The organism is Streptomyces sp. NPDC002779 (genome assembly GCF_042888685.1).
GTDB lineage: Bacteria > Actinomycetota > Actinomycetes > Streptomycetales > Streptomycetaceae > Streptomyces.
The window spans coordinates 900,830-925,338 of the sequence record NZ_JBIAQC010000001.1; the positions used below are offsets into that span (position 1 = coordinate 900,830).

The 24,509-nt window shown below is 72.5% G+C and carries 21 protein-coding genes; 8 read left to right on the forward strand and 13 right to left on the reverse strand.

The window, feature by feature from the left end; genetic code table 11:
• Positions 1-95: 95 nt before the first annotated feature.
• Positions 96-1,160, forward strand: coding sequence for an NlpC/P60 family protein (locus ACFYW5_RS04040; protein WP_389415356.1), 1,065 nt, complete (start codon positions 96-98; stop codon positions 1,158-1,160).
• 53 nt (positions 1,161-1,213) lie between these two features.
• On the opposite strand, the gene ACFYW5_RS04045 is transcribed toward ACFYW5_RS04040, so the two are convergent.
• Positions 1,214-1,924, reverse strand: a complete 711-nt coding sequence (locus ACFYW5_RS04045; RefSeq protein ID WP_389415357.1) for a LuxR C-terminal-related transcriptional regulator — start codon at positions 1,922-1,924, stop codon at positions 1,214-1,216.
• Positions 1,921-3,213 (reverse strand): ATP-binding protein, encoded by a 1,293-nt coding sequence (locus ACFYW5_RS04050; RefSeq protein WP_250071083.1) that lies wholly within the window; start codon positions 3,211-3,213, stop codon positions 1,921-1,923. The genes ACFYW5_RS04045 and ACFYW5_RS04050 overlap by 4 nt, the downstream gene beginning before the upstream one ends.
• A gap of 179 nt (positions 3,214-3,392) precedes the next feature.
• On the opposite strand from ACFYW5_RS04050, the gene ACFYW5_RS04055 reads away from it, so the two are divergent.
• Both ACFYW5_RS04055 and ACFYW5_RS04060 read left to right on the forward strand, forming a co-directional pair.
• Complete coding sequence (locus ACFYW5_RS04055; RefSeq protein ID WP_389415358.1) at positions 3,393-4,832, forward strand: PspC domain-containing protein; 1,440 nt, start codon at positions 3,393-3,395, stop codon at positions 4,830-4,832.
• Positions 4,819-5,079: a hypothetical protein gene (locus tag ACFYW5_RS04060; RefSeq protein WP_389415359.1), complete on the forward strand. Its 261-nt coding sequence runs from the start codon at positions 4,819-4,821 to the stop codon at positions 5,077-5,079. Before ACFYW5_RS04055 ends, ACFYW5_RS04060 begins: the two co-directional genes overlap by 14 nt.
• Positions 5,080-5,151: 72 nt before the next feature.
• Here ACFYW5_RS04060 and ACFYW5_RS04065 read toward each other — a convergent pair whose 3' ends face one another.
• The 3 genes from ACFYW5_RS04065 to ACFYW5_RS04075 form a co-directional block, all read right to left on the reverse strand.
• Entirely contained in the window at positions 5,152-5,499 is a 348-nt protein-coding gene (locus ACFYW5_RS04065) for a hypothetical protein (RefSeq protein ID WP_389415360.1), read from the reverse strand.
• Positions 5,500-5,531: 32 nt separating this feature from the next.
• Positions 5,532-6,059, reverse strand: a complete 528-nt coding sequence (locus tag ACFYW5_RS04070) for a DoxX family protein (RefSeq protein WP_389415361.1) — start codon at positions 6,057-6,059, stop codon at positions 5,532-5,534.
• A 195-nt stretch (positions 6,060-6,254) separates the two neighbouring features.
• On the reverse strand, positions 6,255-7,532 hold the full coding sequence (locus tag ACFYW5_RS04075) for a hypothetical protein (RefSeq protein WP_389415635.1): 1,278 nt from the start codon (positions 7,530-7,532) through the stop codon (positions 6,255-6,257).
• A gap of 165 nt (positions 7,533-7,697) precedes the next feature.
• Here ACFYW5_RS04075 and ACFYW5_RS04080 point away from each other — a divergent pair, with 165 nt between their 5' ends.
• Positions 7,698-8,612, forward strand: coding sequence for a DUF4429 domain-containing protein (locus ACFYW5_RS04080; RefSeq protein WP_389415362.1), 915 nt, complete (start codon positions 7,698-7,700; stop codon positions 8,610-8,612).
• On the opposite strand, the gene ACFYW5_RS04085 is transcribed toward ACFYW5_RS04080, so the two are convergent.
• Positions 8,609-9,403: a class II aldolase/adducin family protein gene (locus ACFYW5_RS04085; protein WP_389415363.1), complete on the reverse strand. Its 795-nt coding sequence runs from the start codon at positions 9,401-9,403 to the stop codon at positions 8,609-8,611. The two genes, ACFYW5_RS04080 and ACFYW5_RS04085, sit on opposite strands and share 4 nt — an antisense overlap.
• A gap of 163 nt (positions 9,404-9,566) precedes the next feature.
• On the opposite strand from ACFYW5_RS04085, the gene ACFYW5_RS04090 reads away from it, so the two are divergent.
• Complete coding sequence (locus ACFYW5_RS04090; RefSeq protein ID WP_389415364.1) at positions 9,567-10,193, forward strand: hypothetical protein; 627 nt, start codon at positions 9,567-9,569, stop codon at positions 10,191-10,193.
• 42 nt (positions 10,194-10,235) lie between these two features.
• A complete protein-coding gene (locus tag ACFYW5_RS04095) occupies positions 10,236-10,709 on the forward strand; it encodes a pyridoxamine 5'-phosphate oxidase family protein (protein WP_389415365.1) in 474 nt (157 codons plus the stop codon).
• A 6-nt stretch (positions 10,710-10,715) separates the two neighbouring features.
• On the opposite strand, the gene guaA is transcribed toward ACFYW5_RS04095, so the two are convergent.
• The gene (gene guaA / locus ACFYW5_RS04100; RefSeq protein ID WP_389415366.1) at positions 10,716-12,290 is read right to left on the reverse strand and encodes a glutamine-hydrolyzing GMP synthase; all 1,575 of its coding nucleotides are present in this window, start codon (positions 12,288-12,290) and stop codon (positions 10,716-10,718) included.
• A gap of 307 nt (positions 12,291-12,597) precedes the next feature.
• Here guaA and ACFYW5_RS04105 point away from each other — a divergent pair, with 307 nt between their 5' ends.
• Positions 12,598-12,885 (forward strand): chorismate mutase, encoded by a 288-nt coding sequence (locus tag ACFYW5_RS04105; RefSeq protein WP_389415367.1) that lies wholly within the window; start codon positions 12,598-12,600, stop codon positions 12,883-12,885.
• A 582-nt stretch (positions 12,886-13,467) separates the two neighbouring features.
• Positions 13,468-14,532: an LPXTG cell wall anchor domain-containing protein gene (locus tag ACFYW5_RS04110; RefSeq protein ID WP_389415368.1), complete on the forward strand. Its 1,065-nt coding sequence runs from the start codon at positions 13,468-13,470 to the stop codon at positions 14,530-14,532.
• A 110-nt stretch (positions 14,533-14,642) separates the two neighbouring features.
• On the opposite strand, the gene ACFYW5_RS04115 is transcribed toward ACFYW5_RS04110, so the two are convergent.
• The 6 genes from ACFYW5_RS04115 to ACFYW5_RS04140 all read right to left on the reverse strand — a co-directional run bounded on the left by ACFYW5_RS04115 (position 14,643) and on the right by ACFYW5_RS04140 (position 24,382).
• Complete coding sequence (locus ACFYW5_RS04115) at positions 14,643-16,418, reverse strand: GMC oxidoreductase (protein ID WP_389415369.1); 1,776 nt, start codon at positions 16,416-16,418, stop codon at positions 14,643-14,645.
• A 12-nt stretch (positions 16,419-16,430) separates the two neighbouring features.
• On the reverse strand, positions 16,431-18,044 hold the full coding sequence (locus ACFYW5_RS04120) for a succinic semialdehyde dehydrogenase (RefSeq protein ID WP_389415370.1): 1,614 nt from the start codon (positions 18,042-18,044) through the stop codon (positions 16,431-16,433).
• Positions 18,045-18,148: 104 nt separating this feature from the next.
• Positions 18,149-19,699: a serine/threonine-protein kinase gene (locus ACFYW5_RS04125; RefSeq protein ID WP_389415636.1), complete on the reverse strand. Its 1,551-nt coding sequence runs from the start codon at positions 19,697-19,699 to the stop codon at positions 18,149-18,151.
• A gap of 53 nt (positions 19,700-19,752) precedes the next feature.
• Positions 19,753-21,495 (reverse strand): serine/threonine-protein kinase, encoded by a 1,743-nt coding sequence (locus tag ACFYW5_RS04130; protein ID WP_389415371.1) that lies wholly within the window; start codon positions 21,493-21,495, stop codon positions 19,753-19,755.
• Positions 21,496-21,576: 81 nt separating this feature from the next.
• Positions 21,577-22,683 carry a serine/threonine-protein kinase gene (locus tag ACFYW5_RS04135; RefSeq protein ID WP_389415372.1) on the reverse strand — a complete coding sequence of 369 codons (1,107 nt, stop codon included), beginning with the start codon at positions 22,681-22,683 and terminating at the stop codon, positions 21,577-21,579.
• A gap of 73 nt (positions 22,684-22,756) precedes the next feature.
• Complete coding sequence (locus tag ACFYW5_RS04140; protein WP_389415637.1) at positions 22,757-24,382, reverse strand: serine/threonine-protein kinase; 1,626 nt, start codon at positions 24,380-24,382, stop codon at positions 22,757-22,759.
• Positions 24,383-24,509 lie beyond the last annotated feature (127 nt).

A 24,509-nucleotide genomic window follows, 5' to 3' on the forward strand; every position in this document is an offset into this window, starting at 1 on the left:
CGCACCGCCGGACGCGTGAGGCAGTACTCCGCTCCCCCTGGCGGCGTGCGGGCCGGGCGGGTCAGAGGAGTCGTGCGAAAGGACGTGCAGTCCCCATGGCAGCGCACCGCAAGCCCCGGCAGCGCTCGGCCGGCGGCACCACCGTCCGTACGGCCGCCACCGTCGCCCTCGCGGGCGCGGCGACCGCGACGGGCTTCGACGGGACCGGGCACGCCGAGCCCGTACGGACACCGGCGCAGGTCAAGGCGGAGGTGGACCGGTTGTACCGGGAGGCGGAGGCCGCCACCGACAAGTACAACGGCGTGAAGGAGAAGGCGGACGCGGCCGAGGCGCGGCTGAAGACGCTGCGGGACGAGGCCGCCCGCAGGACGGAGAAGCTCAACACGGCCCGGGACGCGCTCGGTTCGATGGCGGCGGCACAGTACCGCGACGGCGGTCTCGACCCCGCCGTACAGCTCGCCCTCACCGACGACCCCGAGCGGTATCTGGAGGGCGCCGAGTTCGTCGAGCGCGTCGGCACCCGACAGGCCGCCTCCGTCGCCGACGTACGCGAACAGCTGCGCGCCATCGAGCAGTTGCGCGGGGCCGCGCGGGTCGAGCTGGCCTCGCTCACCTCACGCCAGGCGGAGCTGAAGCGGCACAAGAAGACGATCACCGGGAAGCTGGACGCCGCCGAGCGGCTGCTGTCCCGGCTGTCGGCCGAGGAGCGCGCGGAGCCGGGCGAGGGCACGGGCGAGCGCGCCGCCCGTTCCGCGCCGGACCCGCGCACCCCCCTCGCGGCACCCGGGGCGGCCACCGGCCAGGCGCCCGACTCCCGCGCGGCGGACGCCGTCGCCTACGCCTACCAGAAGCTCGGCAGCCCCTATGTGTGGGGCGCCACCGGCCCGAACGCCTTCGACTGCTCGGGCCTGACCCAGGCCGCCTACCGCGCGGCGGGAGTCTCCCTGCCCCGCACCACCTACGCCCAGATCGACGCCGGCCGCCGGGTCTCCCGCTCCGAACTCCTCCCGGGCGACCTGGTGTTCTTCTACTCCGGCATCACCCATGTCGGCATCTACGTCGGCAACGGACAGATGATCCACGCCCCGAACCCGTCCGCTCCGGTACGGCTGGCACCGATCACGGAGATGCCGTTCGCGGGGGCGACCCGGGTGGTGTGAGGCGGAGTGCGCAGGCGGAGTGCGCAGGCGGAGTGCGCAGGCGGGTCGCGTGCTCACACCAGCCGTCGGGCCGTCGCCCACCGGGTCAGCTCGTGCCGGTTGGAGAGCTGGAGCTTGCGCAGCACCGCCGAGACATGGGACTCGACCGTCTTCACCGAGATGAACAGCTGCTTGGCGATCTCCTTGTAGGCGTAACCCCGGGCGATGAGCCGCAGCACCTCGCGCTCGCGCTGGGTGAGCCGGTCCAGGTCCTCGTCGACCGGAGGGGCGTCCGTGGAGGCGAAGGCGTCGAGGACGAAGCCGGCCAGCCGCGGCGAGAAGACCGCGTCGCCCTCCTGCACCCGGAAGATCGAGTCGACCAGGTCGGTGCCGGTGATCGTCTTGGTCACATAGCCCCGCGCGCCGCCCCGGATCACCCCGATGACATCCTCCGCGGCGTCCGACACGGACAGCGCCAGGAAGCGGACGGGTTCCACCGCGTCGGCCATCAACGGGGCGCAGCGGCGCAGCACTTCGACGCCGCCGCCGCCCGGCAGGTGCACATCGAGGAGGACGACCTCGGGGCGGGTCGCGGTGATGACCGTGACCGCCTGGTCGACATCCGCCGCCTCGCCGACGACCTCGACGCCGGTCTGCTCGGTCTGGCCGATCTCGGCCTGGACCCCCGTACGGAACATCCGGTGGTCGTCGACGAGGACCACACGCACCCGACGCTCACCCGCGCTGCCGGTGGCCTCCGCCGTACCGCTTGCCTCGTCGCTCATGACGTCTTCTCCGCCCTCTCCATCTCCAGTTCGACCTCCGTGCCGCCGTCGGGTACCGCGCGCAACCGCGCCGTACCGCCGTAGCGCTCCATGCGGCCGATGATCGATTCTCTGACGCCCATGCGGTCGGCGGGTATCGAGTCGAGATCGAAGCCGGGACCGCGGTCCCGGACGGACACGAAGACCGTCTTCCCCTCGACCTCCGCGTAGACCTGCACGGCGCCGCCCTCGCCACCGTACTTGGCGGCGTTCACCATCGCTTCGCGCGCCGCCTGCATCTGTGCGCCGATCCTCTCGTCGAGCGGGCAGTCGCCGACGACGACGACCTCGATGGGGACGCCGTGCTTGTCCTCCACCTCGGCGGCGTTGCGCCGGACCGCGTCGGCGAGGGTGTCGGGCTCCTCGGCCTCGTCCTTCCCGGTGCCCTCGGGCTTGTAGAGCCAGGTGCGCAGGTCGCGCTCCTGGGCGCGGGCGAGGCGGCGCACCTCGCCCGCGTTCTCCGCGTTGCGCTGGATCAGGGTCAACGTGTGCAGCACCGAGTCGTGGACGTGGGCGGCCACTTCGGCGCGCTCCTGGGCGCGGATGCGCATCAGCCGCTCCTCGGAGAGATCCTGGGTCATGCGGACGAGGTACGGGCCCGCGAGGAGCGTTATGCCGACGAGCACCGCGAGGGCCGCCTGGAGCACGGAGCCGAGATGGGCGGCGGAGCCCTGGAGCACGAAGATGCCGGAGACACCGGCGGTGACCAGCAGCACTCCGCCGGCTGCGCGCAGCAGGGTCAGGGTGCGCCGACGGCGGCCGACCTCCATCCAGCGGGCCCGGCGGGCGTTGTCCGCCTGCCGCCAGACCAGGGCGACGCCCGCGCTGACGAGGACGGCGGGCCAGAGATAGGCCTGCGCCCCGGTGCCGACGTCGACGCTGCCCACGAAGACCATGGCGACGACGACCATGAGGAGCAGGGCGACGATCTGGCCCTTGTCCGGCTTGCGGGCGACCAGTCTGCGGCGGCCGTCCGCCGAGGTCTCGGTGCCGACGAGGGAGGGCGGGCGCTGTCCCGCGACGCCGCCGACGCCGAGCGGCACGAAGAACCAGAACGCGGCGTACAGCAGAGCGCCGAGGCCGTCCGCCATGAAGAGGCCGACGAAGACGAGCCGCACCCAGATCACCGGCAGCCCGAGGTGCCCGGCGAGCCCCCGCGCCACACCCCCGAGCCAGCGTCCGTCGCTGCTGCGGTAGAGCTTGCGCGGCGGCCGCGGTTCGGCGAGGGGCGCTGCTGCGGCTTCCGACATGCCACCGATGGTCACACGACCGGCGGAGCGGAGCATCAGGGTTGACCCCCGAGACTCCCCCGATCTTCGGGCGGCCACCGGCTCGAACGGGTCCCGGGCGCCGGCTCAGGGGCGATATCAGGGTCCGGCCAGGGTCGTTCCCACTGCCGCCGGGGCGCCGCGCCCGTCACCATGGACCCATGACTGATCACGAGCACGCCGCGACGGGTCCGGGACCCGGCTCCGGCCCGGACCCCGCCGCGGGAGCCGGGCCGCGGGGTGCCGCGCCCGCCGCGGACTCCGCTCCCGGCGCGGGCTCGCGCGCACACGGGCGGGCGGGCGCGCGGGAAGAGGGGACGGGCGCCGAGCCGCCCGGCCGGTTCCGCCGGGACCGGCGGCACAAGCTGCTCGCGGGGGTGTGCGCCGGCCTCGGACGGCAGTGCGACATGGACCCGGTGATCTTCCGGATCACCCTCACCGTGCTCTCCGCGACCGGCGGCCTCGGCCTGATCTTCTACGGCTTCGCCTGGCTCTTCGTCCCGTCCGACGACGAGGACGAGAACGAGGTGCGCAAGCTGCTCACCGGCCGGGTCGACGGCCAGGCGCTGGCGGCGGTGCTGTTCGCGCTGGTCGGCTGCGGAGTGTTCCTGACCATGCTGCGGAACGGCGGGGTGCTGTCCTTCGCCGTCATCCTCTCCCTGCTCCTCGCGGGCGCCGGGTACTGGTCGCGGCAGCGCGGCGGCGCCGATCCCGATCCGCTCGCCGCGCAGGCCGTCGCCGACGCCCCGCCGGAGGCCCAGGCGCCCCCGGCGCCCTCCGCCTACCCCTCCTGGTGGCGCGACCCCATCGTCAAGGACGGCACCCATGACGGCGGCACCGGCTATCTGTGGGGCCCCCGCGACTCCCGCGACCGGGACATCACCGCGCTGGTCGACATCAGCCTCGGCGAATACCCCCACGGCCGTGAGGAGCTGCTCGCCCGCCGCCCGGAGCCGCCGAAGCCGCGCGGGCCCCGCTGGATCGGCGGCTGGGTGCTGCTGCTGGCCCTGGTCGCGGGCGGTCTGGGCACCGGCCTGACCTGGCACGAACATCCGCTCGGCACCAGCCTCCAGACCGGTCTGGCCTGCGCGCTGATGGTGTTCGGTGCGGGCATCGCGGTCAGCGCGTTCCTCGGGCGCACGGGAGCCGGGTCCGTCTTCATGGCGGTCATCACCGCGGGACTGCTGGCCGCATCGGCCGCCCTGCCCAAGGACATCGGCACCGAGTGGATACGTACGACCTGGAAGCCGGCCAGTGCGGCGGCCGTAGGGAGCCGGTACGACCTGGGCACCGGTGTCGGCACCCTCGACCTGAGCCGGCTGGAGGTCGCCGAGGGAAGGACGGTGATCACCAGCGCCGAGGTCGGCGTGGGAGAGCTGAAGGTGATCGTGCCTCCGGAGGTGACCGTGAAGGTGAGCATCGCCGTGGGCGTGGGAGACATCCAGCTCCCCGGCGACGACCAGCAGGACGTGGACGTGGCACCGGGCAAGCACAAGGAGGTCACGCTGAAGCCGGCCAAGGGCACCGAGGCGGCGGGCACGATCGAGCTCGATCTGGATGTGGGCGTGGGACAGGCGGAGGTGCGGCGTGCTGCGTCATGAGTTCCAGCCCGGGCGGCTGGTCGCGGGCGCCTTCCTCACCCTCGCGGGCGTCATCTACGCCGGGGACGCGGGCGGGGCGTGGGAGACGCCGTGGTTCGCGGTGATCCCGGTGGTGCTGGCCGGGCTGTGCCTGGCGGGTGTGGCCGCGATCGTGGCCCGGGGCGTCCGCAGGCGCCGCCGGACGGGCCGCGCGGGCGACGGCTCCCGGACGACACCGACACGGGCCGAGCGGGAGGCTGCGCGGTGACGTGGGGAGCGGTACCGGTCGGCGCCTGGCGACAGCGGGTGCCGGTCGCCACCTGGTGACAGCAGGCGCCGGTCACCGCCCGCCGGTAACCGGTCCCAGCCGCCGCCTGCTGATAGCCGTGCCGACCCCCGCCCGCTGATAGCCAGTGCCGGTCGGTGCCTGGCGACAGCGGGTGCCGGTCGCCACCTGGTGACAGCGGGTGCCGGTTGCCGCCTGCTGATAGCCGGTGCCGGTTGCCACCTGCTGATAGCCGGTGCCGCCCGCCGGTAACCGGTCCCAGCCGCCGCCTGCTGATAGCCGTGCCGACCCGCGCCCGCTGATAGCCGTGCCGACCCGCGCCCGCTGATAGCCGGTCCGGTCGCCGCCCGCCGCCCGCCGCCCGCCGGTCGCCGCCCGCCGCCGGTAACTGGTGCCGGTCACCGTCTGCTGATAGCCGTCCCGGTCGTCGTCGCCTACTGGTAGCCGGCCCGCTGCCGTCTGCGGGCGTGGAGCAGGGCGTCCAGCGAGAGGTAGGGGGCGCCGGCGAGGACCAGGGGCAGCCAGGCCATCAGGTAGGCGAGGTCGTTGCCGTAGTAGTACGGTTCCGCGGCCCAGCTCACCGTCAGCCACAGGCTGAGCGAGATCAGGGCGCCGCCGAGGGCCGCGAGGCGGGCGAAGAGGCCGAGGAGGGTGCCGATGCCGACGGCGAGTTCGCCGAAGGCGATGGTGTAGCCGAAGGCGACGGGGTTCTCCAGAGCGGTGTCGACCAGGGAGGGGACGGCGGAGGAGTCGCGGACGGCGCGCATCATGTCGCCGATGGAGCCCGAGCCGGAGTCCTGCAGGAAGGCGCTGTCGGTGAGCTTGTCCAGGGAGGCGTAGATGAAGGTGACGCCGAGGAAGATGCGGAGCGGGAGGAGGGCGTAGCGGGTCGCCAGGTCCCGCCAGTCGTGGCCGCCGTCCAGATAGGGGTCGTGTGTGTCGGTACGGAAGCCGTGCGTCATCGGTGCCGCCTCTCGCCCGTCGGGACGTGCCCCTCAAGGGACGATACGTTCACCGACCGGGGCCCACTCAATCCTGACCAGACCATTTTCTCCGGGTTGACGGTTTTTCGCCCCCGTCCTGGACCCGCCCCGCCCTGGACCCGCCCCACCCTGGACCCGCCCCGGCAGCCCGCCCGGGCCGTCCGCCCCGCGCGGTCACTCCGTCACGTCGATCGCGTACCGCCCGGTCTCCACCCCGGCGGCCGTCACGACCTGTACCTCCACCCTCCCCGGCTCCACATCCGCGGGGACCGGGACCGTGAGGACCGTGTCCGTCGGGTTGCTGAAGCCTCCGGCCACCGGGACCAGCGGGACGTGGACGTTGACCGGGCCGATGCGGACGACCATGCGGGAGAGCCGTTCGGCCGTGCCCGCGCCGGGCGGGACGAAGCCGGCGCCGCGGATCTCGATGTCGTCGCCGGTCCGGATCGGGCCGTCCAGATCGCCGGCCTCGCGGGAGCGGACCACGGAGAGGATCACCGGGCGGCCGCCCTCGGCGTACTTGCCGGCCAGGTAGGTCGCCGCGGAGATCAGGACGACCACCGCCAGGCCCCAGGGCAGGTCCGGGAGTTGGTCGGGGCGGCGGGCCAGGCGTACCGCGGCGAACAGCAGGGCCACCGCGCTGATGACCACGTACTGGATGTCGGCGAAGGTTCCCCGGCCCGCGTCGTCGGTCAGGAGGTCGGCGGCGCGTGGGCGGTCCGCGGGTACCTTCTGCAGGCGCTGGCCCAGCACCCGCAGGCCCACCACCCGGCGTACCAGTACGGCGAGGGCGCAGACCACGGCGAGGACGGTCACCGCACCGGCCCCGCGGGCGAGTTCGAGGCCGGAGATCAGGGCGTCGCGTTCGTCGGGGTCGGAGGCGACGGCGAGGCGGCCCACCAGGACCAGTACCGCGTACGCCACGAAGAGCACCCACGCCGCTGCCACCGCGCGGGAGGTGGAGAGCCGGTTGTCCTCGCCGATGACGGGGGCCAGCGCGCCGCCCCGGGCGCGGTGGAGCCACGACGCGGCGGTCAGCGCGCCGGCCGTCACCACCGCCGCCAGCAGTCCGGCCGTACGGGCGCTGGTCCAGCCGGTGCCGATCGCGGTGAGCGACTGGACCAGGAGCAGGGCGACGACCAGGGCCCACACCGTGCACGCGGTGCGGCGCCACAGGCGGGCGAGCCAGGCGTCGCCCTCGGCGCGGCCGCGTTCGGCGACCAGTTCGGCGGACTGGGTGAGCTCCTCGGAGACCCACTGCCGGGACGCCGAGGCCGAGTGGGCGACCGCTGCGGGCAGCCCCTGTCCGGCCGCGAACTCGTCCCGTTTCAGCAGGAATTCGGCCACCGCCCGCCGGTGTCCCGCACGCGCCCCGTGCGGACAGTTCCCGCAGGTGCAGCCACCCGCGTGGGCACCCCCGTCCGAGCCCTGTCTCGCCTCCTGCACCGCCACGTCCGACGCCGCCTTCCTCGCGCTCAGTACCGTCACAACTCCAGTGCGATGACAGCGAATTGTGCCCTACATCACCCCGGCGGCGCCCGGCAGGTCCGGTCCGTGGAAGGCCGGCCGGGAGTGATGTGCGGTCCGCCGTGTTGACCCGGCTGGGAGAATTTCCCCATGGCCGAGATCATCCAGCGCGACGGGACCTGGGCCTTCGACGGCACCACGGTCAGGATCACGCCGGGTCTGCACCGCTCGGTGGCGTTGTTCCGGCAGACGTACGGGGAGATCTCCGTACCGCTGGAGGCTGTCGCCGGTGTCGTCTTCGAACCCGAACGCAGGCGAGGCCGGCTGCGGATGCGGCTGCGGGAGGGCGCCGACCCGCTGCTGCACGCGACCGGCGGACGGCTGCCCGATCCGGCGGACCCGTACCGGCTGACGGTGGACGTCGACCGGGCCGGGGTCGCCGAGTACGTGGCCGAGGAGATCCGCCGCTGCCTGCTGCTGGACCAGATCCCGAACGAGCCCACCAAGGCCTATCTGCTGCCCGGTCCCCCGGTGCCGGTCTCGGTCCGTTCCTCGGACGGCACCGTCTCCTTCGACGGGGTCCAGGTGCGCATCGACTGGGCCGACACCTCCGACCGGGTCAAGCGGGCCACCGGGCCGCGCATCATCGACATCGCCGATGTCGCCGGGGTGGAGTGGCTGCCCAACTCCGGCTACGAGGACGGCTTCCTGCGGTTCGTGACCCGTGAGACGTCCTTCTCCAAGCTGCCGCCGGAGAAGGACCCGTACGCCCTGGATCTGTGGGGCAGCGCGCGCCGCGATCTGCTCACCGCGCTGGTCGCCACCGCGGTGACGGCCCGGCTGCCGCACCCTTCCGCCCGCACCGGCGTGCGGTACGCGGAGCCCGTCCATCCGCTCGCGGCGGCCGTGCCGCCCCCGGCCGACCATCACGACGTCCTCCTGCGCAGGCTGCGGGAGCTGGGCGAGCTGCACCGGGACGGCGTGCTGACGGACGAGGAGTTCGCGATGACGAAGGCCGCCGTGCTGCGCGGCTTCCAGAACGAGAACCGGACGGAGCACCGCTAGCTCAGCAGATCCGGCTCGCTGCGGCTGATGTCCTGCCACATCGGCTGGTAGTTGATCCACGCGACCAGGTCCCCGCCGAGCTGTTCGCGGGTCGCCACCGCCGCCTTGTGGTCGATCAGGACCGGCCGGCCCGCCGCCTTCGCGGTCAGCTGCACCTGGCAGGAGCGCTCCAGCGACAGGAACCACCAGGCCGCCGCGTCCACCGAGTCCCCCACGGTCAGCAGTCCGTGGTTGCGCAGGACGAGCGCCTTGTTCGAGCCGAGCGTGCCGGCGATCCGGCGGCCCTCCCGGGCGTCGACGGCGACCCCGCTGTAGGCGTCGTACAGGGCGATGTCCTCGTAGAAGGCGCAGCTCTCCTGGGTGATCGGGTCGGGGAGGTCGCCTAGGGCGGCGAGCGCGCGGCCGTGCACGGAGTGGCAGTGGGCGACGGCGACGACGTCGGGGCGGGCGGCGTGGACCTGGGCGTGGACGGTGAAGGCGGCCTGGTTGACGTGGTAGCGGCCGTCGACGACCTGCCCGTCGGAGTTGGCCAGCACCAGATCGCTGACGGTGACGTGCCGGAAGGGCATCCCGAAGGGGTTCACCCAGAAGCAGTCGCTGAACTCCGGATCGCGCGCGGTGATGTGCCCCGAGACGCCGTCCTCGAAGCCGAGGCGCCCGAAGATCCGCAGCGCGCCGGCGAGCCGTTCCTTGCGGTGCCGGCGTTCGTCCTCGACCGACTCGTGCATCGGCGGCATGGCGAAGCGCAGCCGGTCGGTGGGCAGCGGAGACGGCGGCGTGGACCCGGACATGTGGCAGCCTCCTGCACTGGTTCCGTTACGGCCCGGAAGTTACCGTCGGTCAGGGCAAAAGGGCAGGGCCGAGTGGTGAAGGTGACGCACAACCCTTTCAGGGACTCATGGGTCTGTGATGCGGAACAAGAGATTCAGCGTCACTTTTCAGCCAGGAGCCTTCGTGAGTATCGCCGACCGCCACGTCACCGCCCTCATGCGGCAGCTCGCGTCCCAGGACGTGGTCGAGCTCGTGCATCCCCTCGCCGAGTGGGAGACCCTCGGCGCGCTGGCGTACATCGCCGAGTGCTACGGCTTCCGGTACGCGGACGTCCGCCACGTCGGCAGGCAGAAGACCCTGTACGTCCGCATGGTCCGCGACGCCGACCCCCGGGCCCGGCAGCGCGCGGCGGCCAACGCGGCCGCGTTCCCGCAGGCGGGCGCGGGCGGCCCGGTGCCCGGCATGTACCAGGGCTCGCTGACGCCCGTCCCCGAGGCGCAGCCGGACGTCGACCTGATCGCCACGCTCATCCGGTACGACGCCCTGGGCGCCGCCGCCAACCGCAAGCAGCTGATCACCATGTCCTGGGCGTTCCCGCTGCTGTTCGTGCTGCTGGCCGCCGTGACCGGGAAGTTCGCGGTCCTGCTCACGCTCGCCGCCCTGACCCCGGCGTTCCTGCTGATCACCCTGCGCGTGAACGAGGCCCGGCGCGCCAAGCTGGCCGAGCGCCTGAGGGCGGCGGGCTGCACACCGGCGCGGGACGAGCGGGGCCGGGACACGTTCGTACGCCCGCTGCCGTACACCGCCTGATACCGGACAGCAGATGTCGGGTTTCGGCGCCACACTCGTCGTATGACGAACAGCTGGGCCGCCTTCACCGCCGCCGAACCCGACCTCGCGAAGCTCGTCGAGGAGCGCTTCGGCGCCTACACCCACCACATCCTCGCCACCCTCCGCAAGGACGGCTCCCCGCGCACCACCGGCCTGGAGACACGGTTCCTCAACGGGGAGCTGTGGCTCGGCATGATGCCGGGCTCGCTCAAGGCGCTGGACCTGCGCCGCGATCCGCGCTTCGCGCTCCAGGCGAACCCGGGTGAGGGCACCGGCATGGGCGGCGGCGACGTGCGGATCAGCGGGCGGGCGGTCGAGGTCCACGACGCCGCGGAGAAGGCCCGGTACGGCGAAGAGGTGGAACCGCCGGAGCCGTTCCACCTCTTCCGTGCCGAGCTGACGGAGGTCGTGCGGACCTGCGTCGAGGACGACAAGTACCTCGTCCTCCAGGTCTGGAGACCCGGCGAGCCCCTGCGCCTGATCAAGCGGACCTAGTGGGGCCTACTCCCACTCGATGGTGCCCGGCGGCTTCGACGTCACGTCGAGGACGACCCGGTTGACGTCCCGCACCTCGTTGGTGATGCGGGTGGAGATCTTCGCCAGGACCTCGTAGGGCAGGCGCGACCAGTCGGCCGTCATGGCGTCCTCGGAGGAGACCGGGCGCAGCACGATCGGGTGGCCGTACGTGCGGCCGTCGCCCTGGACGCCGACCGAGCGGACGTCCGCGAGCAGGACCACCGGGCACTGCCAGATGTCGCGGTCCAGACCGGCCGCGGTGAGCTCCTCGCGGGCGATGGCGTCGGCGTCGCGCAGCAGGTCGAGCCGCTCCTTGGTCACCTCGCCGACGATCCGGATGCCGAGGCCCGGACCGGGGAAGGGCTGGCGCTGGACGATCTCCTCCGGCAGGCCCAGCTCCTGGCCGACCATCCGGACCTCGTCCTTGAACAGCTGGCGCAGCGGCTCGATGAGCTGGAACTCCAGGTCCTCGGGGAGGCCGCCGACATTGTGGTGCGACTTGATGTTCGCCGTGCCGGTGCCGCCGCCGGACTCGACCACGTCCGGGTAGAGCGTGCCCTGGACCAGGAACTCCACCGCCGGACCCTCGTCCGCGATGATCTCGGCCTGGGCCTGCTCGAAGACCCGGATGAACTCGCGGCCGATGATCTTCCGCTTCTCCTCGGGGTCGGAGACCCCGGCCAGCGCCTTGAGGAACCGCTCCTCCGCGTCCACGACCTTCAGCTGGACGCCGGTCGCGGCCACGAAGTCCTTCTCGACCTGCTCGGTCTCGCCCTTGCGCATCAGACCGTGGTCGACGTAGACGCAGGTCAGCTGGGAGCCGATGGCCTTCTGGACGAGGGCCGCCGCCACGGCGGAGTCGACGCCGCCGGACAGCCCGCAGATGGCGCGCCTGTCGCCGACCTGCTCGCGGATGGCCGCGACCTGCTCCTCGATGACATTGCCCGTGGTCCAGTCCGGCTTCAGGCCCGCGCCCCGGTACAGGAAGTGCTCCAGCACCTGCTGGCCGTGCGTGGAGTGCATGACCTCGGGGTGGTACTGGACGCCGTAGAGCTTCTTCTCGTCGTTCTCGAAGGCGGCGACCGGGACGACGTCCGTGGAGGCCGTGACGGTGAAGCCGTCGGGGGCGGCGGAGCAGGCGTCGCCATGCGACATCCAGACGTGCTGCTCGGCCGGGGTGCCTTCGAAGAGGGTGGAGGACGTCCGGGAGACACGCAGGTCGGTGCGGCCGTACTCGCGGGCGCCGGTGTTGTCGACGGTGCCGCCGAGGCTCTGGGCCATCAGCTGGAAGCCGTAGCACATGCCGAAGACGGGGACGCCGGCCTCGAAGAGCGCGCGGTCGAGCTGGGGGGCGCCCTCCTCGTAGACGGACGAGGGGCCGCCGGAGAGGATGATCGCCGCCGGGTTCCTGGCGAGCATCTCCGCCACCGGCGTGGTGCTCGGCACGATCTCGCTGTAGACCCGGGCCTCACGGACGCGTCGGGCGATGAGCTGGGCGTACTGCGCGCCGAAGTCGACGACCAGGACGGTGTCGGGGGCGGCGGGGGTCGCTGGTGACACGGGTTGCCTTCCGGCGGCTTGAAAGGGGCTGTGCCATCGATTCTACCGGGGCGGCAAACGGCGGATGGCGTCTCAGGATGCGAACCGGGTTGGCGGTCACCGAGGGGAACGGCATACTGACCGCATGCTCACGCACCCGACCTTCCGCTTTACCTATGGCACCCGGCCCGCCGGCTGCCATGGTCGTGCTGCTTGAGCAACTGACAAGCGACTTCCCAGGCGCCCCGGGCCGACAAGGCCCGGGGCGCCTGTCGTTTCCGGACCGTGTCGCCCCGGGGCACCCCACCCCGTACAGGAGACCCCCGGCATGACCGCCACCGCAGCAGAGCAGACCGGCGCCCGTACCGACGAGGCCGCCGGAGTGATCACCGGCGCCCGGCAGCGCATCGACTCCCTCGACGACCGGATCATCGGCCTGATCCAGGAACGGATGGCCGTCTCCGCGGTCGTTCAGGAGGCCCGGATCTCCTCGGGCGGGCGCCGGGTGAACCTCTCCCGCGAGATGGAGATCCTCGACCACTACCGGCAGGCGCTCGGCAAGCCGGGCACCGCCCTCGCGATGACGCTGCTCGAACTGTGCCGCGGTCGCATCTGAGTTCGGGCCCGCCCTCACCCGTACGGCGCGTGACCGGGGGCGAGGCGCTTCGTTGGTGGAGGTGTCCGTGCCAGCCAGGGGCGGGCCCGAGAGAACCACGCGTGGCTCACTGGAGCGATGAGACGTACGGATCGTGCCGTGCGTCGTGGGACCTCGCTCCAGTCGAGTGACCGGACGGCAGGGGACAGCAGCCCGGTCACCCAAGAGAAACGGCCGGCTCCGGGGACGCCCGGGGCCGACCGCCGGAACACACCCTCGCATTGCACTGTGCTGTCGCACCGCAATGCCGCAGGCCGAGATCTCACGGCCCACCACCGGACCAGCGGCGCAACCCCCGGCGCCGCTCCCGGCACCGGCGACGCCCCGACGTCGGTGCTGACGAAGGAAGGGCCCCGCGGCTCCGTCACCGCGGGGCCCTTCGCCGTGTCCGCACCCCGCCGCAGGAGAGTGGTCCAGGTCACATAAAGACGGTGTGAGTGCGGGGGCAACCATTCGCAGGGTTCGCGGATCAAACCATGCGAACCGAGGGCCACACCCGCACCCCCAGGCGGAGGCCTCCCACATCGACTTCCCGAGGTCTTCATGAAGCTTCGCCGTGCCCTGGCCGCCGCGGCCGCGACGGCCGCCATAGCGCCGATCGCGCTGCTGTCCGCGCCGGCCGCGTTCGCGACGGACGAGACGTCGCCGGCGCCGTCGACGTCGGAGAGCACGCCCGCCGCCGACCAGTCCACCCCGGCAGGCGACGACAGCACCAGCCCGGCACCCGAGACCTCCACTCCGGCCGGTGACGACAGCACCAGCCCGGCACCCGAGACCTCGACCCCGGCCGGTGACGACAGCACCAGCCCGGCACCGTCGGGCACCACCCCGCCGGCCGACCAGAGCGCCTCCCCGTCGCCGAGCCAGAGCACCCCCTCCGACGAGGAGTCCGAGGACGAGGACGGCGACGAGGTCGTCGAGGAGTGCCCGGTCGACGAGAACGGCGACCCGGTCTGGGACATCAGCGAGGCGCTGCACAGCTCGCTGTCCGGCCTGCCGGAGACCGTCGTCGCGGGCAGCGGCTGGACGGACTTCCAGTTCAACGTCAGCAACTCCAGCGACGAGACGATCGAGGACATCATGCCCGTCGTCGGCGTCGCCGCGATGGACTGGGAGCTGGAGGACGACTACACCGACCTGGTCACCGTGCAGGTCAGGAGCGGCGGCGGCTGGGTCGACCTCGCCACGCAGTTCGGTGAGGGCGGCGCGCTCAACACCTTCACGCTGGAGGGCGGCCAGTCGATCAGCTACGACCTGCGGGTGAGCATCGCCCGCGAGGTCCCGAGCGCGGTCGGCATCGCCATCGGTCTGGCCGAGTACTCGACCGAGGACGGCTGCTGGACCTCCGAGGACGAGAACTACGGCATCTACTTCTTCGAGGTGCTGCCGGCCGGCTCGAAGCCGGGCAAGCCGGACGACTCCAAGCCGCAGACCGGCGGCAAGGACGAGATCACCGACGTCAGCGAGGTCGACGTCGACGGTGAACTCGCCGAGACCGGTTCGGACTCCGGCCTGCCGGCCCTCGCCACCATCGGCGGGATCGCGATCGTCGCCGGTGCCGGCGTCGTGTTCGCGATGAAGCGCCGCAAGGCGGGTGCCGAGGCGTAAGTCTCACCGGAGGCTCACGCACGAAAAGAGCCTGAGCAAGAACAGAGCCTGACGCAAGAACAGAGAAGGACCTGCGCTCGGAGGGGGGTGCAGGTCCTTCTCGTGTCCCGTCAGTTCTTCGGCGGCACCGCCGGCATCCCCAGGAACGGCAGCCGCAGCGCGCCGAACGCCTCCATCGGGACCGCCGGTGCCTTCGGCTCGACCGGCTGGAGCCGCTGGTACGGCCGGTCCTGCGCCGGACGCGGGTCCTGCTCGCCCTTGTTGGGCCACAGCGACATCGCCCGCTCGGCCTGCGCCGTGATGGTCAGCGAGGGGTTCACCCCCAGGTTCGCCGAGACCGCGGCGCCGTCGACCACCGAGATGCCGGGGTGGCCGTAGAGCCGGTGGTACGGGTCGATGACGCCGGTCTCGGACGAGTCCCCGATCGGGCAGCCGCCGAGGAAGTGGGCGGTGAGCGGGGTGCCCATCAGCTCGCCGATGTTGGAGCCCGCGAAGCCGTTGATCTCCGCCGCGATCGCCGACGCGCCCTCCGTGGCCGCCTTGATCTGCATGGGGTTCGGGGAGCCGTGGCCCTGGCGGGCGGTCAGCATGCCCTTGCCGACGCCGTCCGGTTTCAGGTACGTCGTCAGGGAGTTGTCCAGGGACTGCATCACCAGCCCGATGATGGTCCGCTCCGACCAGCGCCGGTTGGACAGGGAGCGCAGGACCTGCAGCGGATGCCGGGCCGCGTGCCCCAGCCAGGCCGCGACCCGGGAGGAGCCCTCGGTGTAGGGGACCTGGAGGATCGTCAGGCTGCCCATGGAGTTGGAGCCCTTGCCGTAACGGACCGGCTCGATATGGGTGTTCGGGTCGGGGTGGATCGAGGACGTGATGGCCACCCCGCGGGTGAAGTCGACCTTCTTCTCGCCGCTGACCTTGCGGTAGCGCCGGTCGGTGGTCTGCGCGCCCACCAGCGCCTCGGAGTTGGTCCGGGTCAGATCGCCCAGCCGCGGCGAGAGATAGGGCAGGTGCCCGCTCGCCTTCATCCGGTGCAGCAGGGTCTGGGTGCCGTAGGTGCCGGCGGCGAGGACGACCCGGCGGGCCTTGAAGGTGCGGCCCCCGCTCTTCCTGCGGCCCGTCGGCAGGGTGGCGACCGCGTACCCGCCCTGGGAGTCGTCGGTGACCGACACCACCGTCGTCATGGGGTGCACGACCGCGCCCGCCTTCTCGGCGAGGTAGAGGTAGTTCTCGTTCAGGGTGTTCTTCGCGCCCTGGCGGCAGCCCGTCATGCAGCCGCCGCACTCGGTGCAGGCCTGGCGGGCCGGGCCCGCCCCGCCGAAGTAGGGGTCGTCCACGACCTCGCCGGGCTTGGCCTTGACCGTGCCGTCCGCGTCCTTGCCGTCACCGAAGAAGACGCCGACCGGGGCCATGTGGAAGGTGTCCCCGACGCCCATGCGCTGGGCCGCGGCCTTCAGATGGACGTCGGAGGGCGTCATGGTCGGGTTGAGCCGGACGCCGAGCATCCGCTGGGCCTGGTCGTAATACGGCTTCAACTCCTCCTGCCAGTCGGTGATGTGCCGCCACTGCGGGTCGTCGAAGAACGGCTTCGGCGGTACGTAGAGGGTGTTGGCGTAGTTCAGCGAGCCGCCGCCGACGCCCGCGCCGGCCAGCACCATGACGTTGCCGAGCAGATGGATGCGCTGGAGGCCGAACATCCTCAGCTTCGGCGCCCAGAGGTAGTTCTTCAGGTCCCAGGAGTTCTTCGGGAGGGTGTCGGGGGTGAAGCGGCGGCCCGCTTCCAGGACACCTACCGTGTAGCCCTTCTCCGTCAGGCGCAGGGCGGTCACCGAACCGCCGAAGCCGGATCCGACGACGATGACGTCGTAGTCGTAAGCGTCTTTGCTCACGCGTTCTCCCCTTTACCGGAACCGGAAGGCCTTCATCAGCCGCAGGCTCCTGCTCATGAACCGGGCGTACTTCTCGTCGTCCATGCCCAGCGACGGCGCCATCGGCAGCAGGCGCTGGTGGGCCACCGTCTGGGCCTCGGTGTACTTGAGGATGCCCTCGGAGCCGTGGCGGCGGCCGAGGCCCGAGTCCTTCATGCCGCCCATCGGCGACTGGACGCTGCCGTAGGCGGGGGCGTAGCCCTCGTTGACGTTGACCGTGCCGGTGCGCAGCCGGGCGGCGACCGCGCGGCCCCGGCGGCCGTCCTTCGTCCAGACCGAGGAATTGAGGCCGTACGGCGTGGCGTTGGCGTGCTCGATCGCCTCGTCCTCGCTGGTGAAGCGGTAGACGGAGACGACCGGGCCGAAGGTCTCCTCGGTGCACACCGCCATGGGCGCCTCGACGCCGTCGAGGATGGTCGGCTCGAAGAAGTACGGGCCGATGTCCGGGCGGGCCACACCGCCGGCGACGAGAGTGGCGCCCTTGGCGACGGCCTCCTCCACGTGCCGCTTGACGGTCTCCAGCTGGCGCTCGCCGACCAGGGAGCCCATGTCGGCGCCGTAGGCGAGGGAGCGGCCGAGGCGCATGGCCTTGGTGCGGGCGGCGAAGCGCTCCAGGAAGGCGTCGGCGATCGACTCGTGGACGTACAACCGCTCGATGGAGATGCACAGTTGGCCGGCGGAGGAGAAGCAGGCGCGGACGGCGCCGGCGGACGCCTTCTCGATGTCGGCGTCCTCAAGGACCAGCATCGCGTTCTTGCCGCCGAGTTCGAGGGAGACGCCGACCAGCCGGGCGGCGGCACCCTGGGCGACCTCGCGGCCGGTGCGGGTGGAGCCGGTGAAGGAGACGTAGTCGGCGCGCTTGACGACCTCGGGTCCGACGACCGGTCCGTCGCCGAGCACCACCTGGAACACCTCGGCGGGCAGACCGGCCTCGACGAGCAGGTCACGGGCCCACAGGGCGGTCAGACAGGTCTCCGTGTCCGGCTTCATGACGACGGCGTTGCCCGCGACGAAGGCCGGCAGGGCGTCGCCGACGGACAGCTCCAGCGGGTAGTTCCAGGGCGCGATCTGGCCCACGACCCCGCGCGGGTGGCGCAGTTCGGTCACCTTGGTGAGGGCCGGGATGGCACCGGTGTGCCGCTTGGGCCTGAGGTACGCGGCGGCCCGGCGGCCGTAGTGGCGGGCCGCGACGGCGACGGCCTGCACCTCCTCGTGGGCGTGCAGCCGGGCCTTGCCGGTCTCCAGCTGGATCAGGTCGAGGACCTCGGCCTGGCGGGCCAGCACCAGGTCGTGGAAGCGCAGCAGGACCGCGGCGCGCTCGCGTACCGGGGTCTGCTCCCAGATCGCCTGGGCGGCGCGGGCCGCGGCGAACGCCTTCTCCACGTCCTCGGGCGTGGACTCCGGCAGGTCCGCCAGCTTCTCGCCGGTGAACGGCGTGTGGTTGGCGGTGCGGCCCGATCCGGTCACGCCCTTGGTGAGCTGGGCGACCAGCTCGGGGGTCACCACGTCGGCCGCGGTGCGGACGCCCTCCGGGGCGGGGGCGAGGGGATTCGTGCCGGTCTGTGCCGGGGCCTGCGAGTCCGTCATGACGCGCAGGGTATGCCGCGGCGGAGCCTTTGTGTACCCGTCGGTAACGGGGATTCACCGAGTGCACACATCCCGCCAGCGTCCACTGGCAACAAACGCGCTGATCAGGGCGTTGGGGAAATCTTGAGCCGGTCGCGCGCGCTCTTGAAAACCGCCGTGCCCTCTTTCTCCTCGGCCGTGCCCTTGGGCATCTCCACCCGCAGCTCGTACAGCCGGCCGTCGTCGGTGCGGACGAAGATCTCCATGACGCGGCGGCGGGCGTCCTTGTCTCCGAAGGTGCTGTCCGACTGCACGGCCTCCCAGCCCTTGAGGCTGGTGTGGGTGTACCGCGTACTGGCACCGCCGTAGAAGTCCCAGGTCGCCGCGTGCTGCTCCGCCTGGATCAGGGGGGCGCTGGGGGCCTTGTCCCAGAGGGTGAAGCGGACCTGTACGGCGCCGTCCGGGTCCGCGTACTCGACCATGCGGGGCTGGACGGCGTCGGTGCCCTGGCGGGCGAACTCCTCGTACCCGGCGGGGAGGGCGAGGGTGGCGTGCATGGCCTTCTCGGTGTGCGCGGCCCAGGTGTCGCCGGTGGCGCCGGCACTGGGCGCCGGTTTGCGGGCGGCGGTGTTCCTGGGGGCCGCGCCGCTGTCGGGTCCGGCGAGCAGGGCGATGCCCAGCCAGCAGGAGCCGGCCAGGAGGACGCCCAGGACGGCCAGCGGGAGGGGGCGGCGCAGGAGCGGGCGGCGCCGGGTCGGCGGGGGCTGGGGCGGGGGCTGGGGCGGTCCTACGGGTATCGGCTCGGCGGGTATCGGCTCGGCGGAGGTGGCCTCGTCCGCGGCCAGCCGCATCGTCCTGATGTCGTCCCCGAACTCCGCCAGCCCCGAGGCGTCCTGGGGTGCCGGCTCCCGGGCCTGCTCGGGGACCACCGCCTCCAGCGCCTCCAGCGCCTTCGCGGTGTCCTGCGCGTCCGGGCGTTCGGCCGGGTCCTTGGCCAGCAGCCGGACGAGGAGCGGGCCGAGGGCGCCGGCTCGTTTCGGCGCGGGCGGATCGACGGCGAGGATCGCGGCGAGCGTGGACTCCATCGTCGTACGGCGGAAGGGGGACCAGCCTTCCACGGCGGCGTAGAGGAGGACGCCGAGGGACCACAGGTCGGAGGCGGGGCCCGCGGTGCGGCCGGACATCCGCTCGGGGGCGATGAACTCCAGGGAGCCGACGAACTCCCCGGTGGCGGTGAGGGGTTCCTCGCCCTGGATGTGGGCGATGCCGAAGTCGGTGAGGACGACCCGGTCGTGCGGGCCGAGCAGGACGTTGGCCGGTTTGACGTCCCGGTGCACGATGCCGACGGAGTGCGCGGCGCGCAGGGCGCCGAGGACGGCGAGGCCGGTCCGGGCGGCTTCGGCGGGCTCCAGCGGGCCGCCCCTGAGCCGCTCGTGCAGGGACTCGCCGCGCACCAACTCCATGACGATCCAGGGCAGTCCGTCCTCCTCGACGACCACGTCATGGATGGCGACGGCGGACGGATGGTCGACGCGGGCGGCGGCCCGGGCCTCACGGTAGAGCCGGTGGGCGGCCCGCTGGTACGCCTCGTCCTCGGGTTCGCCGGGCAACCGCGGTTGTTTCACGGCGACTTCACGGTCGACGAGTTCGTCGTGCGCGCGCCACACCGTGCCCATACCGCCGGAGCCGATGCGTTCGACCAGCCGGTACCGTCCGCCCACCAGCCGCGTCACAGCGGATTGATCTCCAGCTTCTCGATCACGTTCCTCGCCACCTCGCGGCCCCGCTCGGTGAAGTCGCCCTTGCCCGGGTAGCTGATCGTCACCTTGTACATGTCGTCCTTGGACGTCTTGTAGTAGAAGATCCGCAGTTCGCGCGGGCGCGGGTTCTGGGTGTCGGTCGTGATGTACCGGACCGTGTTCTCGGCCGCCTTCTCGCCCTTGTACCGGGTCTCCGCGGGATCGGTCCTGGGGTCCTCGGGCATGCCGAGGTTGTAGTCGCCGGTGGTCTTGAACTTCTCGTTGTCGTCGTACATCTCGGCGGCGGCGGTGTTCTTGATGGTCCCCGAGGTGTCCTCGGACTTCCTGGCCACGTTCACGCCGACCCAGATGCCGCCGCTCCAGTCGGTGTACGTCACCCAGTTCTTGTCGGTGTCGTCGGCGTCCGGCTTGCCCACCCGGTACTCCTTGGGCACGCTCAGCGTCACACCCAGGTCGGCGTGCGCTCGCTGCGCCCAGGGGTCCGGCGGCTGTTCGTCCGCGAACGGGTCGGCGATCACGACGAACACGGCCGCCAGCGCCATCGCCACGACCGCCGCGACGACGCCGATCAGGGTCTTACGGCCGACGCGGACCCCGCCCTCGGCCGCACCGCCCCCGGCCATCCCGCCCTCGGCCATCCCGAACGGGACGACCTGCGTCGGCGCCTGCACCGGCGGGTCGGCGGCCCGTTCCAGCAGCGCCCGCGTCTGCGCGGCGTCGGGACGGCGGGCCGGGTCCTTCTGGAGCAGCCCGGTGATGACCTCGGCGAGCGGGCCCTGCGCGGAGGCGGGCGCGGCCGGGGTGGCGTTGAGGACCGACTGCAGCGTGGCCGGGGTGTTGCTGCGGCGGAACGGCGAGACGCCCTCCGTCGCCGCGTACAGCACCACACCGAGGGACCACAGGTCGCTCGCGGGGCCCGGCCGCTGGCCCAGCACGCGTTCGGGGGCGATGTACTCGGGCGAGCCGACGAAGCCGCCGGTGTCGGTCAGATTGGTCTCGCCCTCGATCTGGGCGATGCCGAAGTCGGTGAGCACGACGCGCTCGTGCCGCCCGAGCAGCACGTTGTCGGGCTTCACGTCCCGGTGCAGGATGCCCGCCGCGTGCGCGGCCTCCAGTGCGCCGAGCACGTCGAGGCCGATGCGGGCCGCCTCGCGGGCGCCGAGGGTGCCCTCCTGGAGGACGTCGCCCAGCGAACGGCCCTGCACCAGCTCCATGACGATCCAGGGCCGGCCGTCCACCACGGCGACGTCGTACACATTGACGACGGCCGGGTGGTCGAGCCCGGCCGCGGCGCGGGCCTCGCGGCGCATCCGCTCGAAGGCGTTGGCGCGTTCGCGTTCGGGAAGGTGGTCCGGGATGCGGGGCTCCTTGACGGCCACCTCGCGGCCCACGGTCTCGTCCTTGGCCCGCCACACGGTGCCCATGCCGCCGTGCCCCAGTTTGCTCAGCAGCCGGTACCGGCCGCCGATCAGGCGCCCGGCGCCCGGATCCTGCGCGGGCCGAGGCTGCTCCGGGACGACCTGGGTGGGCGTCGCGTAGGGGTTGCCGGGATGCGGCACACGGTCCGGTTGCGGATCTTGGCCCGGGTGCGGACCGTGGCCCAGGTGCGGCCCATGGGCCGCGTGCGGCACGGCCGCGGCCGGTCTCGGCGGTTGCAGACCAAAACTGGTTGGCTCGTCGGATCCGTAAGGGGCTCCCCCGTTGCTGCTCATGCGTCCATCCATATCGCGCCCGGGGCCCCGCGTTCCACCTCGAACACTGTCCGGTAGCAGACCCGTGACCCGGGGCGGGGCTTATCTCCCATTTATGTACGCGCGGGGGGACAGCGTCGGTGAAGGGGTGACCGAGGGCGAGACGGACGTGCTCACCGAGGGCCGCGGGCCGGTGCTCGACGGGGGCGGTACGGGTCCGTTCCCCTCCCCCTTCACCAGCAGCGCCACCGCCGACACCCCCGCCACCGCCACCGCGGCCACCAGCAGCACGCTCACCAGCACGCCCCGTCGGGAGCGCCAGACCGACGGGGCCGGCGCCGGTCCCGGTGGGCGGCCGGTGGCCAGGAAGTCCCGCAGCATCCACTCGGCCCGCGCCGCGTCCAGGCGCCGCTGCGGATCGCGCTCCAGCAGGCCCCGTACGACGGGCAACAGCGGCGCGGCCTGCGGCGGCGGCCGTATCTCGTCGAAGACGACCGCGTGCAGGATGCCGCCCAACGAGTCGCGCCGGAACGGCGATTCACCGCTGACCGCCGTGCACAGCAGCGCCCCCACCGACCACAGGTCGGAGGCGGGCCCGGTCCTGGCGCCGGACATCCGCTCGGGCGCGGTGTACTCGGGCGAGCCCACGAAGGTGCCGGTCTCGGTGAGGGTGCTGGCCCCCGCGATCCGGGCGACGCCGAAGTCGGTGAGCACGACCCGGCCGGTACCGGAGTCGATGAGGACGTTCGCGGGCTTGATGTCGCGGTGCAGCACCCCGGCCTCGTGCGCGGTGCGCAGCGCGCTCAGCAGGTCGGCGCCGATCCGCGCGGCCTCGACGGCGTCGACCGGCCCGTACCCGGAGATCCGGTCGTCGAGGGAGCCCCCGTCGATCAACTCCATGACGATGTACGTCCGTTCGGCGTGCTCGATGACGTCGTGCACGACGATGATGTGCGGATGCCGCAGCCGCGCGACCGTCCGTGCCTCGCGGAGCGTGCGCTCACGGCGCCGCCGGAGGGCCCCCGGGGTGAGCGATCCGAAGTCGCCCTCGTCGAAGGGGAACTCCTTGACCGCCACGCGCCGTTTGAGCAGTTGGTCGGTGGCCCGCCAGACCACGCCCATCCCGCCGCGCCCGATCCGCTCCTCCAGGCGGTAACGGCCCGCGATGACCCGGAAGTCGCCCTCCCCCTGATCCTCGTGGGTCGCCATACGTCCCATCATGCCGCGCCGGACGCCCGCGCTCCGCGGCGCTGACCGGCCAAACTGTGCCCCCGGTGGGTTCTCAGCCCTCGCGCCAGCTCTGCAGGACGATCTCGAACCGCTCCTCCGCGGCGGCCCACTCGCCGACGGGAGCGGACGCGTAGATCGCGTACTCGACGCCGCTGCGGGCGAGATACATCCGGTCGACGGCGCGGAACGGACCCGGGAAGGGCGAGTCCTTCGCCAGCTGGGTCCAGGTGTACTCCAGCCGCGCGCCCGGGCGGTCGCGGTAGGCACCGCGTTCCAGGCCGACCTGCGTGTAGTCCACCAGCCGCCCGCCCAGCACCTGGCTCAGATCGGCGAGGTGAGCATACGGGTCGTTGAAGTCCGGGGAGCTGTCCATGGTGATCCGCAGCAGGTTCCTGCCGCCGTCGGGCGAGTAGTCGACCCGCTGGAAGTCGCCCGACTTCTCGTAGTTGCTCCGCGACCAGCCCGCGGGCAGGGAGAGGCCGAAACCGAGCGGGTCGTCGACGGGCACCCAGCCTGCCGGGACGGTGCTGTCGGGATTCGCGCTCGCACTGTTCCCGGCCGTGGGCGTCGGGCTCGGCGACGGTGACATCCGGTTCGTCCGGCGCCCCTCGTCCCACTTCTGGAGGGCCACGACGGTGCCTCCGCCGACCAGCGCGGCCAGCACGACGACCAGGGCGAGCGTACGCATCCGGCGGCGCCGGGAAGGGGCGGCGGGAGCCTGGTTGGCGGTGACAGGCCCGTACGGCGGTCCGCTCGGCGGCGGATACGGCGTGGCCGCGGCCGCTTCCGGGGTCGTGGGCGTCTCGGGCCCGGACCCGGGGCGGGCGTGCTGGGTCGGCACGTACAACTGCGCCGCGTTCGGCCGCCGGCCCTCCGCCGCCTCCGCGAGCATCAGCTCGGCCGCGACCGCGTCGGGGCGCACCGCGGGGTCCTTCTGCAGCAGCGCGGCGACGACCGGGCCGAGCGGACCGGCGTACGCGGGCCGCGGGGCCTCCTCCTCGACCACCGCCTGCATGGTGGTGAGCGGGGAGGTACGGCGGAACGGCGAGCGGCCCTCCACCGCCGTGTACAGGGTGGCGCCGAGGGCCCACAGGTCGGACGCGGGGCCCGGGTCGTGGCCGCGGATGCGCTCCGGGGCGAGGTAGTCGACGGAGCCGACGACCTCACCGGTGCGCGTGATGGTGGTGTCGCCCTCGATCTGGGCGATGCCGAAGTCGGTGAGCAGGACGCGGCCGTCGTCGGCGAGCAGGACGTTGCCGGGCTTGACGTCGCGGTGCAGGACACCGGCCGCGTGCGCGGCGCGCAGGGCGCGCAGCACCCACAGGCCGATCCGGGCGGCCTCGCGCGGCTCGATCCGGCCACGGTCCTTGACCGCGTCGGCCAGCGAGACGCCCTCGACCAGCTCCATCACGATCCACGGCCGGGCGTCGTGGTCGAGCACGTCGTGCACGGTGACGACCGCGGAGTGGTTGATCCGCGCGGCGGCCCGGGCCTCCGCCCGGGTGCGGGCGAGGAGCCGCTCCTGGTCGCTGTCCGAGACGAAGTGCGCGGCGGTCAATTCCTTGATGGCGACGGCCCGGTGCAGTACCTCGTCGTGCGCACGCCACACCCGGCCCATACCGCCGCTGCCGATGGTCTCGGCCAGTCGGTAGCGCCCCGCGAGGAGCTGGCCCTGCATCTGATTCACGTCGCCCCGCAATGTTCTTGACGGGTTCAGATTAGGGACCGGGCCGCGCCCGGGGAACCGGCGGGGTGACACGGAGACAGCACTGTGACGGTTGCCGTCACCCAGCGTCGGGCAGCGC